Below are 18907 nucleotides of genomic sequence, written 5' to 3'. Positions count from 1 at the left end.
GCTTCGTGAGGGGTGGGGCAGGGGCTCAGGCGGCCCTGAACTCTGCGTACCGCTGCATCAGGCGGTCGGTGTCTGGGCGGTCGGAGCGCCGGGCCGGGATTTGCAGCAATGGTCGACCATGGTGGTCCTGGAGCCCGTGGCGCAGCATCGGACCGTCGATCTCGTCAAGCAGGCGATGGTGGATCTCGACGGTGTAGTCGGGCCGGATGCCGAGGATCTTCCGGTCGTAGGCGACGTGGTGGATCTTGCAGAGGGCTAGCCCGTTGGTCACGACCGCGTCCCCGGTCGGGTGCGAGTCAGGGATGATGTGCGCCGCGTCCAGCAGCTCACGGTGGTTGAGCGAGCAGACAGCGCACCGGGTCTCGTAGGCGACCATGACCTGGCTGGCGAACACCGCCTGGTGCAGGCGGCGCTTGGTTTGCGCGAAGTTCCAGCGCCGCAGCGATTCCTCGATCGGGCTGTCCGAGCGCATCATCCGCTGGTCCTCGGTCAGCGCCATCACGAACTGCGAGAGGTCTGGCTCCTCCGCCAGCAGGTACACGGGGAAGATCGCCTGGTACAGCCCCGGCTTGATCCCGTAGAACCAGATGAGCGGTACCTGCTGACGCATGGCCACCCGCAGGCCCTCGTTCTCCGCGGCGCCCCGATCGTCGCGTCGAAGCTTGTACCGGTGCAGGCCGTCGGGCCCTTCGGAATCGTCGTACGGCCGCCACCGAGCTTCTTTCGGAGCGGCCGTCAGCATGCTGAGAGCCGCGGTCCAGCCGCGGGGCCGCCGGATCCCTCGACCCGCATCCACGAGCGGGAACCGCACCCCGTCGAAGCGGAAGTCGTCGCGCAGCTGTTCCCGACTGATCGGGACGGTGCCGTCCATCGTGGTGCTCTGCAACCACTCGAACGCCGCGGCCCTGACCGCCTCCTCGGAACCCGCCCCGTCCATGATCGAAGAGTGCCCGTTCGCGTCGGCGACGGCAATCACCGGCGCGCGGTTCCGACCTACTGGGATCCCTCGGCGGCGTCTGGCAGGCTCGAGGCGTGTCACCCCCCTCGCTCCTCGGCCTCTTTGCTGGCGTGGGGGGGCTCGAGCTCGGGCTCGAGCGGGCGGGCTTCCACGGACGGACCACGCTCTACGAACACTGGTCCTCGGCGCAGGTAGTGCTCGCTCATCGATTCCCGAATGCACGGCTCCACGGCGACGTCCTCAGCTTGGAGGCACTCCGAGGCACCGACATGCTCACCGCGGGCTTCCCCTGCACCGATCTCTCCCAGGCTGGGCGCACGGCAGGACTCCAGGGCAGCGCCTCAGGCCTCATCCGCCACGTCCTCGATCTTCTCCGCACAGCCCAGCCGCGGTGGTTGCTGATCGAGAACGTGCCCAACATGCTGCGTCTCGGGCGGGGCAGCGCTATCCGCGAGATCACGGCCGCCCTGGAAACCGCCGGCTACGACTGGGCGTACCGCTCCATCGACTCGCGATCCTTCGGCCTCCCTCAGCGCCGCAAGCGGGTCTACCTGCTGGCCTCGGTCGATCACGACCCGGCGGCCGTGCTCTTCCGCGAGGACGCCCCGTCCGAGGACCCCGACGGCGCGGCGCACGGGGCCTGGCGGAACAGTGCGCACGGCTTCTACTGGACCGAGGGCAACCGAGGGATCGGCTGGGCCGTCGACGCCGTGCCGACGCTCAAGGGATCCACCACGCTCAGCATCCCTAGCCCGCCAGCCGTCTGGGTTCCCGGCAACGAGCCTGGACGACGAATCGTGCGCCCGTCCATCGAGGCGGCCGAGGTCCTCCAGGGATTCCCAGCCGGCTGGACGTCGAGCGCCCCTACCCGCGACCGGTGGAAGCTCGTCGGCAATGCCGTGAGCGTGCCCGTCGCACGGTGGATCGGTGAGGGGATGCTCTCGGACGGGAGCGACCTGTCCGTCGACGGATATGGGAGAACGCCGCACCAGGAGGACCACCCGTGGCCCCGCGCGGCGTGCCACGTCGAGGGCAAGACCTGGGACGTCGACGTCTCGGAGTGGCCGCGTCGCCCGACCGAGGACGACACCCATCTCGTGACCGTGCTGCACGAACACGGTACGGAACCGCTGTCCCACCGGGCGACGCGAGGATTCCGGGACCGGCTACGCCGGAGCAGTCTGCGGTACTCGGCGGACTTCATGTCGGCACTCGACGAGCACGTGGCGCTGTCAGCGCCCTGATCTCGACGCTTCAGGGGGTGACGCTAGCCAGTTGACGATGGCTGAGACGACGTCCTCCGGCTCCTCGTGCTCCCAGTAGCGCAGCACCGTCCAGCCCATGTCCTCCAACTGCGACGTCACGTCCGCGTCGCGGGCCTGGTTGGTCGAGATCTTCTCGACCCACCAGGCTGCGTTGGCCTTCGGCGACGTCGCGTGCAGAGGGCAGCCGTGCCAGAAGCATCCGTCGATGAAGACCGCGAGACGTGCGCGCGTGAAGGCTATGTCGATCGTCCGCCGGCGTTGGCCTGGCACCGGCCATGCCACTCGGTAGCGGAGCCCGGCGGCGTGCAGCAGTCGACGCACGGCCATCTCGGGTCCGTTGTCGCGCTTCTTGACGCCGCCCATGCGCCGGGACATCTCGGCACTGGAGGACCCGGGATGCGGGCCAGGCTGGGGCGTCCTCGCCATCACGTCCAGAGCGTTTCACGGCGACGCTCCGCCCGATGCAGCGTCCACAGTCGAGATCAGGCGGAGTAGTCCACCAGGAACTCGCTCTCACGCAGCTGGTCGAGGTGTGCCTTGATGGACGACGCCACCGCGGCATCGCGCAGCAGGACGCCGCACTCGAGGTTCGTCTGTGCCGCTGCGGAGGAGAAGTTCGCGCTGGTGACGAGCGCCGCGAGCCCGTCGATCATCACGATCTTGGCGTGCTGCACGGCGTACTCGCCCACCTCGGGTGAGCTCATCGTCCAGATGCGCGCCCCGGCCAGCTTCCCGGCGAGCGCCGTGGCCGTCTGTGCCTGCCTTGCCCGGTCGACGACGAGCGTCACGGCGACGCCGCGGCCGACAGCTTCCCGGAGGGCCGCCACGTACGACGACCCCATCGTCGCCGAGTACGTGGCGGCGTAGACGTACGACTGCGCCTCGTTGATCAGCTGCGAGACGGCGAGCGTCGTGTGGCCTTCGCTGTGCGGCAGGCTCGGGGACGTCCACACCAGTTGTGGGCGGGCGGCGCGGGGCACACCGCTCAACGCCGACAGCACCGCCCCCAGGGCGCGGACGTCACCTCCCAGACCGTCGAGCGCGGCGTGGAGGAGCTCCAGCACGCGCTGCCGACGATCCGCGTGCACGCTCTTGACGGCCTGGTGGAGCAGTCCGTGGCCGAGGTCGAGGGATCCGCCTACCCGCTTCGCCTCGTCCTTGGTCAGGAAGGCGCCGAGCTCGGCTGCCGCCGTCATCCGGCGTCCTCGTCGCACAGCGGAGCGAACAGGCCCGGCGTCCACGTGCTCGGGTCGGCGACCAGGTCGAGGACCATCCGGCGGTCCAGGAAGCGGTTCGTCCGCTCGCAGCTGGTCTCGCTGACGAACAGGCAGAAGTGGCAGGCCGCCCCGTGCAGGAAGTCCTCCTTGCCGCGGGGTGCTCGGTGCGAGCAGATCGGGTCCGACGAGCAGCGGGTGCCGCGGCGGAGGGCGTCCAGCACGACCTTCTGCAGCTTCCCCGGCTTGGCCAGCTCGACGAGGCCGCCGAGCGTGCCTTCGCTGTCCGAGGACGTCGTGCTGACGAGCAGTCCAGCCGCCGGTGGGACGTCGTCGTTGCCGGGCCAGGCGAAGATGCGTTCGGTCAGGCTGGCCGAGCCGTAGCCGCTGGACATCGCCATCTCGCGGATGAGCAGGTGCGAGAGCGTGTGGATCGCCCAGTAGCGCGGAGACGGGAAGCGGCCGTCCGGATCGATCTCCGCTGCGGTCTTGCTCGTGCGGCGCAGGAAGTTGAGCCGGTGGGCTGCCTTGTAGCGCTGCCAGACCGGACGGTCCAGCACGTCGGCTTCCCAGGTGGCGACGCGGGCCTCGTCGAACTGGATGAACACGCCTTCCCCGCGGTCTTCGGTGGCCGGCACCCACGACGGGAGGCCGTTGCGGGTGAGGGGGGCGACGCGGTCGGAGGCGTCGTCGATCCGGTCGAATGCGTCGATCCGGGTGAACCCGATGAAGGCGTTGACCTTCTTGAGTCGCTCGACGGCGACGACCCCGGTGACGAGCGGCTCCAGCTCGGCGGCCACGTCGCGGGATGCCGCCTTGAAGTCGGGGGAGCCGCTGTACTTGGTGAACTTCGACGGGTCGCTGAGGACGGTCCACTCCGGCGCCAGCAGCGTCCGTGGGTCACGTCGGGCAGCCGCGTGCTCGTCATCGTCCGCGGTCGTCGCTTGCCCGGTGGCGAGCTGGAAGGCCTCCCAGAGGACGGCGTTGTCGACGTCGTCCAGGCCGGAGAGACCGTTCACCCCGGCGAGGAGCTTCAGGGAGTCCATGCCGTCGGGACCGTGGATGGCTTCCAGCACCTTCCTGGGCAGGGAGGCGATGGCCGGGGCAAGCTCGGACGCAGACGCCTCGTCCTCGCGCGGCAGGGCGAGGGCACCCACCGTGTTCGAGAACCATTGGTTGGCGGCTCCGAGCAGCATGAGCCGACCCGGTTCCTGGCACTTGAAGAAGGCGTCGAGGTGCGGATGCCGCCCCCGACAGCGCGGCAGTTTGCTTTCCGCGCCGCGGGCTGTTGCCTCGAGAAGACCGCGCTCGGCTTTGCATGACTGGCAGATGATCAGCACGCCCGGACCGATGTTCTGTCGCCATTCCCGCATCCGAAGCTTTGGCCGCGGGGCAGACGGACAGGTGCCGCCACGGTGCACCCAGGCGACGTAGGGGAACTCGTCGAGGTGGCCCTTTTGGCACGCGATCAGGTAGCGCGCCGGAACGGCGGTGCGCGGCCGAGCCTGTCGCTGCTTGGCCCCGCCTTCGGCCCAGCCCCGGCAATCGACGTGACGGAACTCCGCCTGGTCGGGCCGGTACGGATTGGTGTTCCGGTACTCGAAGCTGACGCCGTCCGACACCTGGCCGAGCAGGCCGCAGCCGGTGCACCGCAGCCACTGGGGGAAGACGCGCCCGGGGATGCCCAGGTCGGTCGCCGAGTCCTTCTGGCCGATCTCGGCGGATGCCCACGGGGGCTTGCGCAACTCGTGCACGGTCTTGCCCAGGTGCGCCTGGACGACCTGGAGCAGGCGGGGCTCGACGATCGTCTCCGGTGGGGTGGGGCGGCGGCGGTAGATGCGTTCCCAGTCGTCGAGCCCGTGGGGCATGACCGACAGGTGCGGCAGGTCGACCGTCGAGCCGATGCCCTGGGTGTAGAGCAGCGCAGAGGGCCGAACGGCACCGACCTTCGCCCGGTTCTTCGGCTTGTTGGCCTCGACGTCGGCGAGTGGGTCGAGCTCCTGCTCGACGGTCGCCACCGCCGCCTCGGGGATGTCGGGGGAGGGCGGGGCGACGTCGGTCGGGTCGTCCGATACGGCGGTCATGCGTCCTCCTCGGCGGGGGGCAGGAAGCTCCATCCCGGAGCGTCGACGGGCTCCTTGGCGGCGAGATGGCTCGGGCTCGGGCTGACCAGCAGGTTGATCTCCGGCTGTACCTCGCGCATCGAGTTGGCGACGACGAACACCTTCTCGGCGGCCGTGGTGGTCCGGACCTCGGGGCTGATCAGCAGCGGGCTGGTGACCTGGGTCTTGTCGGTCGACCGCTCGTAGACGAGGCCGCCGCCCTCCTCGATCGCACGTCCGAGCCAGCGGTCCTTGCGCTGGATCAGCTTGGCCCGGACCCGCTCGTCGAAGTCCGGCTCGGTATAGGCCCGCGCCGCCCGTTGGGTGAGCCGCTCGATGATCTCGTCCAGACGTTGTGCGCCGTCGATGACCCGGCCGGCGCCGAGCTCGGGGGACAGCGACTTCGGCCGGCCGACGTCCATCACCCGGGCCGCGCTCACGAGCACACCCATGAGCCCCCGCTCGAGAGCGGTCTCGGAGAACGGGGTGACGCTCAGCGCCTCCACCTGCGCGTAGAACGTCTCGTGGTAGTGCCGGAACTGCTCGAAGTGCGCCATGTCCCGCGGTCTCGACCAGTTGGCCAGTGACACGACCAACCCCGGGCGGGAGGGGTCACGACCGACGCGGGACGAGGCCTGGATGTACTCGGCGGTGTTCTTCGGCTGGCCGACGACGAGCATGAGGCCCAGGCGCGGGACGTCGACACCGACCTGCAGCATCGACGTCGCCAGGACGAAGTCGTAGGGCCGCTGGTCGTAGCCGCCCTTCACCTTGCCGTCCTGCATGGCCTTGGCGAAGGCGGACTTGCCGGCCGTGCTCCAGCGGTCCGGGTCGAACTCCAGGGAGAGCTTGTCCAGCGTCGCGCCGATCTCCGACGACGAGATCCGCGAGGTGAGCTCGCCAATCTCCAGCCGGGAGGTCGTCCGGCGCGGGAACGGCTCGGTCCTGCCGGACACACGAGTGGTGACGTCGTCGTCGAGGTAGCGCCGCATGCCGGCGAGCTCCCGCGTCGCGCTGAAGTAGGCGACCGAGGTCAGGTACGGGTCGGCCGCCTTGCCGTGGTCGTCGAGCAGCTTCTGCCCGGCGAGGAGAAGGACTTCGGCGATGCGGATCTCGGCGAGAGTGAGCCGGATGCCGTGCGCGCAGACGCCGAGGTACTTCCGTCCCGGGTCGTCCTCGGTGACCTCTAGCTCCCTCGAGAAGAACGTCTGCCGGACGTCGAGCACCTGCGGCGGGAAGACGTCGACGCCTCGGCCGTACAGGTTGCGGATCTGGTCCTCGGCCTTCCGGACCGTCGCCGTGGAAGCAACGATCAGCGGGAGGACAGCGCCGCCATCCCGAGACCAGGAGCAGAGCACGTCGACGACGTTCTCGAAGACGCCGACGGCGGTGCCGAGTGCTCCGGTGATGAGGTGCAGCTCGTCCTGGATGATCAGGTCCGGCGGGCGGAGGCGCGACACCGGCTCGACGTCGACGGCCGGGTAGCTGACGCCGCCCTTGTTGACCGCGTTGTGCTTCTCGCCCTTGCAGGAGTCGCCGCGCGCGTCGGGATGGCGGTAGCCGTGGCGGGGGCAGCGTTCGGCGACGTAGCCGAAGAGGCTCGCCGCCTCGCCCTCCCGCGCCAGTCGGGCGAACTTGTCGACGGTGGCGAGCAGGAACGTCGGCGGATGCCGGTAGATCTCCTCATCGACGGTGAGGATGGGCAGGCCCTCGTCGTCGGGGCCGCGCGTGGAGAAGGGGCACTCCTCGTCGCGGTCGCCGCAGTGGACGTGGATCCGCTGGGTGGTGGCGACGGCGTCGACGTCGCGCTTCGGGTCGATCGGGGTCCCGCACCACGGGCAGCGCTTGATCTGCAGCACGGTGAGGCCGTGCGCGCGACCGTCCTCGGCCTTCGCCAGCTTCACCTGTGCCTCGGCCTCGGCGTAGCGCTTGGGGCTGACGCTGCTGCCGACCCAGAGCCCGATGCGGAAGGGCTCGGTGCCCCAGGTGGTCTCGTCCTCCCGGCGGATCAGCTCCGCCGCGCACACGAGCGCGGCGGCCCGCTGGAACTGCTGCGAGGTCAGCAGGCGGAGGGTGTAGCGCATGAGGACGGCGACGCCGTCGCCGCCGTCGAGCTCACCGTCCTCGCCCGGGACGGATCCCTGGAGACGTCGGATCGCGAAGGTGAAGGCCGCCAGGCCGAGGTAGGCCTCGGTCTTGCCGCCACCGGTGGGGAAGAAGAGCAGCTCGACCCGGGAGTCGTCGCCGCTCCGATAGGGATCGGTCGGGTCCACCAGGGCCGGCAGCTGCATGAGGATGAAGGCGAGCTGGAACGGCCGCCACGAGGCGGCCTTGTCACCCTTGGCCTCGACCTCGGCCAGCGCCTGCTCCACGGTGACGCCGGCCTTGGCGGCTCGTGCGGCGGCGACCTGGGAACGGATGCGCTGGTCGCGCATCGCGCGGTTCATGAACCGGAAGGCCCTCAGCGTATCCGGGTCGGTCTCCAGCAGCCGCAGCCCGGCCTCCAGCCGGGAGGCCGCAACCCGTGCCTCGCCGATCGCCTCGGAGGCGGTCTTCTCGAGGTGATCGGGGAGTGCGGCGGCAGTTTGCGCCTGGTCCTCGTCGAGCCACGTCGCGTACCCGGCGATCATCGGCTCGAGCGCACGGCGAACGTCGCCGGCGTCGATCTCGGCGAGCACGCGCATCGAGGTGACGGTGTCACCGGCCTCGCCGGCGACGGTCTGCGGGACGTCGGCCGTCGGCAGCCAGGTCGTCGTGACCTCACGGGCTCGACGGGCCTCGGGGACGTCGTCCCAGTCGACGGAGCAGGTCCGCCCGACCGCGTACTCGAGCTTGTGCTTGTACTGCAGGTCGAGGCGGCACCGCTCCTCGTCGGGCTCCCGGTAGCCGGGTTCGAGGACGTCTCGGCTCGGCAGGAAGCACGCCGATCCGTCCTTCGAGGTGACGGTCAGCTTCGTCTGGAACAGCCAGTCGCCGGGGGGAGCGTCGGTGCCGGTCACCCGATCGTTGCTGAGCGCCAGCTCCACGATCAGTCGGTCGCCCAGGGGAAAGACCTCGACGCGGAGGCTGACGTCGGTGTCGAGTTCGAAGACGTCCGCTCGTCGGACCGTGGTGCCGCCCAGGACGAGCTCCTTGGGGATCTCGAAGGGAGTGCGCCGGAACCAGGTCCGCTTCTTGCCGGTCTCCTCGTTCAGGCGCTGGAAGCTTTCGTAGCGTCCCCATGAGGCCGTGACGACGAGCGTCCCGACATCGCCCGGCACCTGAAACCGCAACCCCATCGACGACGGGTGCGTAAGGGCGCCCTTGGGCCCGGTGTCCTCCTCGTCATCCGAATCGGCAGTCGCAACGTCCTCGTCGGTCGGAACAGGGACACCGGGTTGACCCGGATGCTCCGAATCCGCATCGCTGATCGCCTGCACCGGAGCGCCATCGACTCCTTGGCTCTCCGCTTCTTCGACATCAAAGTGAACGCGGGCGAGCGGGTCGATGGTGACGGGTGCGAGTCCCCCGATGGCGTACATGGCTCGGGGGCTCGCCGGAACCTCCTCGTCAAGGTCACCCCTCGGGCCGAGTAGCTCATGCCTTACAAGCTCAACGAGTTCGCCGCGGACCACGGTTGATGGTGCGCAAGACATCAGAACAGACCTCCCTGAGTCGCGGCGATGCTCTGCGCGGATGCTCGGTGCAGGTTCTCCTCAAGTAGACGGTCAAGAATTTCTGCTCTCGCGGCCGCATCAGGACTGAACCGTACGACGTTCTTGTAGGAAAAAAAGCCGTGGTTCAGGGGCACGTCATCCCATCCGTACGCTGCCATGACGGCCTCATCGACATCTACGTGTAGTTGACGCACGCGCTGGATGTCGGCGTCCTCGACACCGGGCGTATTGACAGCGTTATAGAGAGAGGTCAGACCAAGCCCGCGCGTCAGCATGATGTCTCTTCTATCGGAGTCGAGTCTCCCACCCGCAGCCGCAAGGCGCTGCGATGCAAGCGGACGCGGGAAGGGTTCAAAGCATGTGCTAGGTGTGTACATCGCATCGACGCGCATCGTGGTCCCATACTTCAATGCCCAGAGCCGGTGCAGTGAAGAGGAGAGTATTGCGAGCGAAGCATCATCATCCATGGCGAATACGACGCAGGAGTCACTGAATATCTGACCGGTAGGCACACGCACAGGCATAATCGTCTTGCTGACCCGCGACAGTACGATGACCTGTTTAAGAGGTGCGATAGCGGTGTAGAGGCCTGGCCGCGTTTCCCCATACCTCCACCAGCGTTCGCGGTTGGCCTTGCGGTTGAGTTTCGCTCGCTCCGGCGCCACCAGCTGAGCTACTCGGGCGTACGGACCGGAATACGATGCAGCTCTTTCCTGCGACCAGTCGAAGAAATTGATCGCCCACCGGCTGGCGGAACAGTCTGGTCGGGAGTTCAGGTCATCGCCATTGATGTAGCGACTTATCACGTCTTGATTGCGGTCTGATTCCTCTAGAAGTTCTTGCGCTTCGGTATCGTCGAGGATGAATCCCTTCCCGAGGACATAGGAGCCGATGAAGACCTTGCGCGCATTCTCCAGCAGCGCACGGGGAGATCCGGCGGTACGCCCCTCCGGCTCAAGCAAAGTGGAGATGGTTGCGCAGGTTTCTCCGTCTACCCACAGAGAGACTCGATTCTCTGGCTTGCCTCGGCCACCCCAGACTGCCGCGTACTCGAGGGAGACGATCGCGGACGGCCACGGTGCGCTCCGGATTGCCCGGGTCACGATGAAGCCCTGCGAGACCATCTGGTCTAGTCCCACTTCGCGAGTATCACCCTGGGCGATGCTGTTGGTAGCGATCAGTCCCAGTCGTCCCATGCCGTGTCGGAGCAGTGTCGATGCTCGCAGGAAGAAGTAAGCGACAAGATCGGCGCCTCCGCGCACGTTGCCGGCCACCTGCTGAACCAAGTATTCGCGGAAGTCGTCACCGACGGCAGCCTTAAGCTTCTTGTCACCAAGAAACGGTGGATTGCCGACGATGGCATCGAAGCCGCCGTGCTTGAGGAGCACGTCGGGGGCTTCGAGGATCCAGTGCAACGGCTCCCACCTCTCATAATCCGTAGCGACGGCGGGGGTGAGGCCCTGGGCGATGATGTGGTCGAGGCGGGTTCTGTCACCGTTGCTGCCGTCGGCAGGGAACGCTTCGATGAGAGCGCCTTCTATGGCGGTGTAGGCGTCGTCGAGTGCGGCGCCCGGCCTGCCGCCGAGTCGAAGGGCCGCGGCGACGATGCCGTCGGCGATGAGGCGGAGCTTGGCGGTGACCTGCTCTGACTGCTCGAGGAGGCGACGCTTGCCGCTGCGTGTGCGCTGCGGGTCCTCCTCGTCGACGGTGGTGGCGAGCTGGCGGCGGATGCGGGTGACCTCGTCCAGCACCGCCTCGGCGTCGACAAAGGCGTTGAGCTGGCCCTTGGACTTTTTCGTTTCCGGTGCGATGTGCAGGTAGCGCAGCTGGTCGAGTGACGTGAGGCCGAGCAGCGAGTTGCCGTGGAAGATCTTGTCGTCGACGAACGAAAACGGTCTGGCAGGGTCCAGGGAGACCAGCCAGAGGGAGAGTTTGCACATCTCGACGGCCATGCCGTTGATGTCGGCGCCGTAGAGGCAGCGCGCGATGACCTCGCGGATGGCGCGGGTGCGCAGGCCGGTGTCGACGTGGTCGCCGTCGACGATGCTCTCCGCAGTCCAGGCCTCGACGAGTCGGTCGGCGAGGTAGCGGGCGGCGGCGACGAGGAAGGCCCCGGAGCCGGCGGCGATGTCTGCGACCTTGAGGTCGAGGATCGCCGAGCTCGACTTGAGCCGCCAGGCGTCCTCCTCGTTGGTCTGCAACGGACCGGGCTCGTAGACCAGCGGCTGCAGGGCGTGGAGCACGACCTCCTCGGCCAAGGAACGGGGCGTGTAATGCGCACCGGCGTTCTTCCGGGACTGGGTCTCCGAGACCATCAGCCCGCCGCGCGGGACGACGTAGGGCAAGTCGCGCAGGTCGCGGCGGATGAAGTTGCCCCACGAAACCAGCGCCGGAAGCAGATCGGGGTCGTCCCCGGCGATCGGCTTGAGGAGCCGGTTCATCTCCGCCTCGTCGACCTCGGCGTCGTGCAGCTTGGCCAGCTTCGCCACCGAGACGAGCTTCGCCGCCGGCTGGGTCTGCTTGACCCAGCCGGTCAGCCTCGTCGCGAAGTCCTTGGCGCCCCTCGACTCCTCGTAGATGCCGTCCAGAGCGTCGAGGTCGATCTCGGGTTCCTCGCCGTCCTTCCCCACCAGCCCGAGCACGACCTCGGCGTCGACCTCGCGGCAGGTGTAGCCGAGAAGACCCTCGTAGATGTAGCCGATCTGCTCGACGTCGACGTCCCGGAACGAGATCCGCCGTGCCTGCCCGCCGACCTTGGCCACCTGGACCGACTCGAGCACGTGCAGCATCACCCGGTCGGACACGCGGAGACGCAGTCCGCCGTCGGGGCGCTCGGCCGTCAGCCACGGGAACCGCTGGGGGTCGAACAGCGAGCCGCCGTAGGCCGGCATCCGGACCTCGTCGAAGTTCGCCCCGCCGTAGAGCGCGGTGCTGACCGCCAGCAGCCGGTGCCAGACGTCTGTGGAGTGGTCGAGGTTCTCCTCGCCCTCCCGCTGCGCCCGGGCCTGCAGGTCGTCGAGCAGGTCGCTGAGCCCGTAGGCGGCCCGGTAGAGCTCCGGCGTCGGCAGCATCCCTCGCTCCTCGGCGAAGAGCAGGAACACCACCCGCATCATCACCGTGACCGCGGCCTGGTAGATCTCGTCCGGGTCCTCGCACAGCGGGTCGTCGAGCTCCTTGCCTCGCGCAGAGAGCCGCGCCTCGGAGAACGCCTGGACCAGCAGCTCGACGGACTTGCGGACCTGGACCCCGAGCGCCTCGGTGATCTCCTCGGCCTCGAGCACGCTGCGCTGGAACAGCCGCGGCAGCCGGCGCTCGGGATTCGTGTGTCGCAGCGTCGACGCGCTGACCAACGTCAGGAACGCGTCGCGCAGTCGGGGCTCCTCGCGCCAGCTCAGCGCGTCGACCACACCCGACCCGGTGGTCGTGCCCTCGCCGGCCCAGACCAGCGACCACCAGCGGCCGTCGGTCACCACCCCCACCGCGACGTCGGCCCTGCGCAGCAGCGCGGCCATCCGGTCGACCTCGCTCGCCGACCAGCCGTCCAGGCCCGCCGCGTGCAGGCTGTCGGTCGGCGGCGCGACGCGCAGCAGGCACGCGAGCTCGCCGTCCCGCCCCCGCAGGGCGCCGTCCGGACGCACCGCGATCGTCTCGCCCGGCGACCGGACCACCAGGTCCTCCGGCAGCTCGCCCGGTGCGACCCGATGCCCCTCCCACCCGGCGAGGACGTCGAGCACCACGTCCACCCAGGAGCGCGCCACGTCGGCGTACTGCTCGGCCGACCCGTTCCGGGAGCCGTCGAAGGCCTGCTCCCAGGCGGCGTAGCTCTCCTTGAACGTGACGAGCCGGTCGTCGACGTCGCTGAGCGGCTCCATCCCGTTCGGCCACATGTCCTTGAGAACCGGCAGGGACAGGAACGGGCCGTCGGTCTCGACCTGCGCCAACCAGTCCTGGTGCAGCTGCGTCGCGCTCGGCGGACGACGCCTCATCGGACCGCCGCCCCCTGCACGGCGTCGGCGGGGCTGATCGCGAAGAGCACCGCGGCAGGGAACGGCCACGGCTTCACGTCCTGGTACCGGGTCTCCACCGCCTCTCGTTCGCGGCGGCGCTCGTCGTCGATCTCGTCGAGCCTGGCGCGCATCTGCCGCAGGTCCCGCTCCGACTGGTGCTGCTCGACGTCGAACAACATCGCCTCCGCTTCCTGTTCGAGCTTCTCCGCCGCGGCGATCGACTCGCGGAGCGTGCCGGCGAACCGGGTGAAGATGGCGTCCACCCGGCCGAGGTCCTCGTCGCGCCGTTTCGCCAGGCGGTCCTCGACCTCGCGGGTCCGCCGCTCGACGCGGACCCGGATGGCGTCCTCCACGCGGGACCGGAGTCCTGCGGTGTCGTCGTCCCAGGCCGTGGCGAGGTCGCGCGCGACCTCGTCCGGCGCGGCGGTCAGCTCGTCGCCGTCCAGCGCCCGGGCCAGCAGCTCCTCGGCCCGTTCGACACCGACCTGCTGCCGCCGGGCCAGCCGCGTGCCGGCCAGGAAGACCTCCTCGTGCAGCCGGATGCCGCCCCGACCGACCAGGACCAGTCGGACGACCGCGGCGGCGAAGGACTCGTCGAGCCCGGGTACCACGACGGCGCTGACCCGGTTCAGGTCGGTCTCCCCGCCCCACAGGGCCGACCGGAGCAGCCGGGTGGACCGCTGGAGCAACGGGTGGCCCAGGTGGGCGTGGACGACGTCCGTGGTGGCGCGGGCGACGTCCTGATCGAACGTGATGGGCCGCAGGCGGTCCGGCTCCAGCCGGCTGGCCAAGCCCCGGGTGACCGGTTCCCAGGAGCGCGCGAGGGACGGCAGCTCGAAGACCTCGGCGCCGCCGTCCTCCACCTGGGTGGGGACCAGCCGAGGCTGCATGTCGAGGTCCAGGGCGGTCTCGACCACGCGCCGGAGGTTCATCGGCCGCAGGTGCAGGCTCTCCCGGTCGTCTTCGAGCTGGGTCTCGAGGGTGGTCAGCTCGGCGTTCACCTGCCGCTGACCCAGCAGCATCTCGTTGATCGCGCGGTCGCCCTTGGGAGCCTGCTCGCTCGACCTCGGCGTGAGGGCGGCGCCGGTGAGCTGTCGCTGGATGTCGGGCGCGATGATCTCGTTCGCCGATCCGAGGTCCAGCTCGACCCGGGCGATCTTCGTGGCGACGCGGGCGAGGAAGTCGACGTCCGACGCCAAGCCGGAGGGGCCGGCCACCGGTGTGAAGTGCCGGATGTCTGGCTGGTGGTCCTGGCCGTACCGGTCGACCCGGCCGATGCGCTGCTCGAGCCGGTTCGGGTTGAACGGGATGTCGTAGTTGAACAGTCGGTGGCAGTTGGCCTGCAGGTCGATGCCCTCGCCGGCGGCGTCGGTGGCGAGCAGGATGCGCACCTTGGTCCTGCTCGGCGGCTCGTTGAACTGCGCGCGGGTGATCTCGCGCTGCTCTGGGTCGGTGCTGCCGTCGATGATCGCGATCCGGTCGACGTCGTAGCCGTGCTGGAGCAGGTTGTCCCGGACCCAGTAGAGCGTGTCGACGTACTCGGTGAAGACGACGATCCGCTCGTCGAGCCAGAGGTCGCCGGCGAGCAGCACGCCGTCGAGGTGGCGGACCAGGGCCGCCAGGCGGGAGTCGACGGTGCCGTCGAACTCGTGGCCCCAGCGGCTGAGCCACCGCAGGTCGGCGACGTCCTCGTCGGTCAGGGGCGGGAGCTTTCGTCGGGTGCCGGCGAGGGTCAGCAGCTCCGTCTGGTCGGACTTCCCCTCCTCGAGGTCGTCCGCGTCGACGCCCAGGACGTCGTCGTAGTCGCCGGTCAGCTGGGCGTCCACACCGCGGAGCCGCGTCTCCAGGTAGACGTCGACCGTGCGGGCGAAGGCGACGGGGGAGGAGAAGAAGCGCTTCTTCAGCAGGAGCGTCGCCATGTCGCGGGCTTGCTTGGCTGCGCCGTCGCCCGTGGACACCGCCTTATCGCGCCGGTTCGTGAAGGCGAGGAGGCGTTCGTAGGCCTCCTCCTCGGCGGGCGTGGGCTCGAACGGCAGCGCGGTGACCTGGCGCTCCTGGAAGCCCTTGGCCTCCTTCAGGTCGCGCTTCAGCCGGCGGACTGCGACCTCGCGGAGCGCGGAGCGGTCGATGTGCGAGCCGCGGACGAAGCGCTGCGGGTCGACCATCTCGAGCAGGGCGGTGAACGACTCGACGTAGCCGTTGTGCGGGGTGGCGCTGAGGAAGAGGCGGTGCTCGCACTTCTCGGCCAGCTCGCGGACGGCGTGCGTGCGCTGCGAGTCGACGGCGTAGCCGCGGCGGGTGATGTTCAGCTTGTCGACCCGCTGCGGGCTCGACGGGGCGACGTGGTGGGCCTCGTCGACGATGAGGATGTCGTAGGCGAACCGGCGAGCGCCCTCGCGCTTCGCGGTCTGCGCGTACACGTCCCGGAGGAGGCGCTGGGCGCGCTGCCCCGGGAGCCAGGACATCGAGACGATGATGCGCGGGAAGAGCGTGAACGGGTTGGCGTGAAGCCCGTGGCTGCGCCGGACCTCGCGCATCGTCTCGGAGTTGATGATCGTGAAGTCGAGGCCGAACTTCTCGAGCATCTCGTCCTGCCACTTCAGGGCCAGGCCGGCGGGGCAGACGATGATCGCGGTGCGGGCGCGGTGGCGGAGGAACAGCTCTTGGGCGACGAGGCCGGCCTCGATGGTCTTGCCGAGACCGACGTCGTCGGCGAGGAGCAGGTTGGCGCGGGTCTCGCGGAGCGCGCGACGCAGCGGCTCGAGCTGGTAGGCCTCGACGTTGGCGCCGCTGCGGAAGGGCGCCTGGACGACCTGGGAGTCGGCGGAGGTGATGGCGCCCCAGCGGAGGGCGTCGATGAAGGCGGCGAGCCGGCTCGGGTCGTCGAAACGGGCGGGGTCGATCGTCGTCGGCAGGCCGAGCTCCGGGCGGAGCGAGCGGCCCTGCTCGAGCTCCCAGACGACCTGTAGCTCCTGGCCGAGGCGGTCCTCCTCCAGGGACTGGAGGGTGACGGCGTGCTGCAGCCCGGCGGTGGCATCGTCCGCGCCGCTGCGGGGGAGACCTTGGACGCGGACGTCCGTCACCGCCCACGTGGCGCCGCGGACCACGGCGATCTGGCCCGGCTCCGGTACGGAGCGGGTGTCCGCGCCCGACGCGTCCTGTTGTGCGGACACTCGGACATCGCTGCCTTCCATGACTGCCACGAGCTGGACAGTAGTTACGGAACAGAGACGCGTCGCCCCTCCATGGGAGTGAGCGTGTTGCAGATGCCGACGTGGCCGGTGAGCCCACAGGGACGAATGCGGCTCTCGTGGCCGGGAGGTGACTCGATCGGAGCAGCGCTCGTGTTGGTAGCGGCTCCCCGACCCGACCGTTGCCTACGCTCCGCCGAGCCCAGCCGGTCGGTGACGAGGAGTTCAAGATGACCACGCAGGTAGAACAGGCCGAAGACTCGAGCCTCGTCAAGGCTGGCGAGAAGCTGGTCGAGCAGCTTCTCAAGTCGGGGATCAATGGCTTCGGTCCCTTCAAGAGCGCGGCGGAGAGCGCCGAGGAGGCGCTGCGGGGGCGCACACCGGAGCAGGCGGTCAAGGTGCTGATCCGGAACCACTGCGCCATCGCCGGAGCGCAGGGATTCGTCACGAACCTCGGAGGCTTCGTGACCTTGCCCGTGGCTCTTCCGGCGAACGTCGGCGCCTCGTACCTCGTGCAGACCCACCTGGCGGGAGCCATCGCGGCCGTGCACGGTCACGACCTGGACAGCGAGCAGGTGCGGTCAGCGGTCCTGCTCTGCCTCGTCGGCAACATGGGCGCGGAAGCCTTCAAGCGGGTCGGTGTCACGGTCGGGACCAAGACGACCATGACGCTGATCAAGCGAATCCCCGTGACGGTCCTCCGTCAGGTCAACAAGAAGGTCGGCTTCATGCTGGTGGCCAAGTACGGCACCAAACGGGCGGTCGTGACGCTGGCCAAGGGCGTGCCGCTCGTCGGTGGAGTCATCGGCGGGTCCGTCGACACCATCACCACCCGGACCGTCGGTGCCTATGCGAACAAGGCATTCGGGTCGGACAGCGACGGGAACGGACGTGGGACCGACACGGTGTGACGTCTGCGGGCTCGACCACGACCGCCGAGCCCACATGGCGGAGCAGATCGGGGACATTCGCGCCGACGAGCTCCGGCAGGACCACGAGCGGCGCCGAGCGAGCAAGGTCGCCGCAGCAAAGCTCGCCGCGGACCGCCTACGGGAGCGATCGTCGGTGCAGCGGCGACCTGCGCCGGCATCGAAGGCGAAAGCGGCGCCTGTGTGCCAGGCCTGTGGTGCCGTCCCGCGCCACAGGCAGTTGCCGTGGTGCGACGCCTGCGCCATCGCTCGTGGTCACGTGCGCTGCGCTGGGTGTGCCGGGTTGACGAAGGCGGGCAAGCTCAGGAGTGGTGTTTGCCCGTCGTGCAGGCCGAAGGCCAGGTGCGCTGACTGTGGTCGAACCGCACCGATCAAGAAGTCGCGGTGGTGCCACAAGTGCTCGCTGCGGAACGGTTGGAAGGTCTGCTCTACCTGCTCCAAGCCCTTCCAGCCGTCGAAGGAGCAGCCGCGGCGTCGACGCTGTCCGAAGTGCGTCGAGAAGTACGCACTCGCCGGACCGTACGGCTCTGGATCGAGCGTCCGGACCGTGTCCGGCGGTCTCCCCGGTCTCGGTCGTCGGTAGCGGTGGTCCCCCTGACGGTGGCGGGACCGCGGCTGGCGTGCCTGCCGAGGTCGCTGACCGAACTCGTGCGACTGGAGCGGTGACACCGCTCCGCGCACGACCAGAATTGTCGTTCCCAGATGCGAGGCTCCCCCCAGGCCTGCGGCGAGTGCGGCGAAAGAGACGGGGAGCCCTGGATCGATGACGTCGACGACGCTCTTCTGCGTCCCCCCATCGGAGGACGTGGTGACTGCCGTCGCCGAGCGCGTGGCAGCGCTCGGCCCTCGCCCTCGCGAGCAGCGTTGGGCGAGTCTCTCCGCCTGCGTGCTCGACGCGGTGTGGAGCATCGGCGCCCGCTACGACGGGGTCGTCGTGCCTGTGGTCCGGCGGGTACTCGAGTCCGGGGCCACCGGGCCACTGCTCACGCCGGCGACCCTCGTCGACGACGTGTATCCGCTCGATCGATTCGTGCAACGCTTCCCGGACGAGGAATTGCTGCTCGCGGCGGCACGGAATCGTCAGCGGACGTCGACTCGCGGCGGGATCACCAAGGCTCAAGCCGTGCTCGGCTACGCGCGCGTGCTGCTGGAACACGGCGTCGAGGACATTGCCTCCGCGAATCAGGCATTGGTGTCGCCGCCGCTGCTCGCGTCGATCGAGAACGGGATGCGCCGTATCCGTGGAGAGGGCCGGTACGGCATCCGCCGCGGCTACTTCTGGATGCTGTGCGGGGACGACGGCCGCATCAAGCCCCACCGGATGGTCCTCAGGTGGCTCGCACCTCACGGCGTGCGCGATCCGGAGGTCGCCCAGCAACTGCTGATCGACGTCGCCGAGCTGCTCAGCCTCGAGGGCGCGTCGAACGTGACCCCGTGGGAGGTCGACCACGCGATCTGGTCGGCGGCACGAGGTGACGACGTCCGATGACGTCGCGGACCCCGTCGGATGGGTCTCGACACGCCGATGCGACGCGGGGCGGTTGGGACTGCTGAGGTCGGTGGTCGAGGGATTGCTCCTTTTCGG

At 69.2% G+C, this 18907-nt stretch carries 10 protein-coding genes; 3 read left to right on the top strand and 7 right to left on the bottom strand.

The window, feature by feature from the left end; all coding sequences use genetic code 11:
• Nucleotides 1–25: 25 nt before the first annotated feature.
• Nucleotides 26–976 carry an HNH endonuclease gene (locus tag ACI79K_RS00885; RefSeq protein ID WP_456598668.1) on the bottom strand — a complete coding sequence of 317 codons (951 nt, stop codon included), beginning with the start codon at nt 974–976 and terminating at the stop codon, nt 26–28.
• Nucleotides 977–1032: 56 nt separating this feature from the next.
• Here ACI79K_RS00885 and ACI79K_RS00880 point away from each other — a divergent pair, with 56 nt between their 5' ends.
• Nucleotides 1033–2202 (top strand): DNA cytosine methyltransferase, encoded by a 1170-nt coding sequence (locus tag ACI79K_RS00880; RefSeq protein WP_456598667.1) that lies wholly within the window; start codon nt 1033–1035, stop codon nt 2200–2202.
• Here ACI79K_RS00880 and ACI79K_RS00875 read toward each other — a convergent pair.
• From ACI79K_RS00875 to drmD, 6 genes are all read right to left on the bottom strand, one after another.
• Nucleotides 2191–2598, bottom strand: coding sequence for a very short patch repair endonuclease (locus ACI79K_RS00875; protein WP_456598666.1), 408 nt, complete (start codon nt 2596–2598; stop codon nt 2191–2193). The two genes, ACI79K_RS00880 and ACI79K_RS00875, sit on opposite strands and share 12 nt — an antisense overlap.
• Nucleotides 2599–2705: 107 nt before the next feature.
• A complete protein-coding gene (gene drmC, locus ACI79K_RS00870) occupies nt 2706–3419 on the bottom strand; it encodes a DISARM system phospholipase D-like protein DrmC (protein ID WP_456598665.1) in 714 nt (237 codons plus the stop codon).
• Nucleotides 3416–5521 carry a DrmB family protein gene (drmB, locus tag ACI79K_RS00865; RefSeq protein WP_456598664.1) on the bottom strand — a complete coding sequence of 702 codons (2106 nt, stop codon included), beginning with the start codon at nt 5519–5521 and terminating at the stop codon, nt 3416–3418. Before drmB ends, drmC begins: the two co-directional genes overlap by 4 nt.
• Nucleotides 5518–9174, bottom strand: coding sequence for a DISARM system helicase DrmA (gene drmA, locus ACI79K_RS00860; protein ID WP_456598663.1), 3657 nt, complete (start codon nt 9172–9174; stop codon nt 5518–5520). The genes drmB and drmA overlap by 4 nt, the downstream gene beginning before the upstream one ends.
• Nucleotides 9174–13136, bottom strand: a complete 3963-nt coding sequence (locus ACI79K_RS00855; RefSeq protein WP_456598662.1) for an Eco57I restriction-modification methylase domain-containing protein — start codon at nt 13134–13136, stop codon at nt 9174–9176. The genes drmA and ACI79K_RS00855 overlap by 1 nt, the downstream gene beginning before the upstream one ends.
• 41 nt (nt 13137–13177) lie before the next feature.
• Nucleotides 13178–16375 carry a DISARM system SNF2-like helicase DrmD gene (drmD, locus tag ACI79K_RS00850; RefSeq protein ID WP_456598661.1) on the bottom strand — a complete coding sequence of 1066 codons (3198 nt, stop codon included), beginning with the start codon at nt 16373–16375 and terminating at the stop codon, nt 13178–13180.
• Between the two features lie 248 nt (nt 16376–16623).
• On the opposite strand from drmD, the gene ACI79K_RS00845 reads away from it, so the two are divergent.
• Nucleotides 16624–17304: an EcsC family protein gene (locus ACI79K_RS00845; RefSeq protein WP_456598660.1), complete on the top strand. Its 681-nt coding sequence runs from the start codon at nt 16624–16626 to the stop codon at nt 17302–17304.
• Nucleotides 17305–18130: 826 nt separating this feature from the next.
• The gene (locus tag ACI79K_RS00840; RefSeq protein WP_456598659.1) at nt 18131–18811 is read left to right on the top strand and encodes a hypothetical protein; all 681 of its coding nucleotides are present in this window, start codon (nt 18131–18133) and stop codon (nt 18809–18811) included.
• Nucleotides 18812–18907: the final 96 nt, after the last annotated feature.

It is taken from the genome of Blastococcus sp. SYSU DS0616 (assembly GCF_054051015.1).
Note: the sequence above shows the minus strand (reverse complement) of the source record. Positions and strands in the feature narration are given on the sequence as shown.

What these genes read in the sequence shown, in the direction of transcription:
- drmA (WP_456598663.1), bottom strand. Translation starts at nt 9,174, where the DNA reads ATGTCTTGCGCACCATCAACCGTGGTCCGCGGCGAACTCGTTGAGCTT.
- ACI79K_RS00845 (WP_456598660.1), top strand. Translation starts at nt 16,624, where the DNA reads ATGACCACGCAGGTAGAACAGGCCGAAGACTCGAGCCTCGTCAAGGCT.
- drmC (WP_456598665.1), bottom strand. Translation starts at nt 3,419, where the DNA reads ATGACGGCGGCAGCCGAGCTCGGCGCCTTCCTGACCAAGGACGAGGCG.
- drmB (WP_456598664.1), bottom strand. Translation starts at nt 5,521, where the DNA reads ATGACCGCCGTATCGGACGACCCGACCGACGTCGCCCCGCCCTCCCCC.
- ACI79K_RS00875 (WP_456598666.1), bottom strand. Translation starts at nt 2,598, where the DNA reads ATGTCCCGGCGCATGGGCGGCGTCAAGAAGCGCGACAACGGACCCGAG.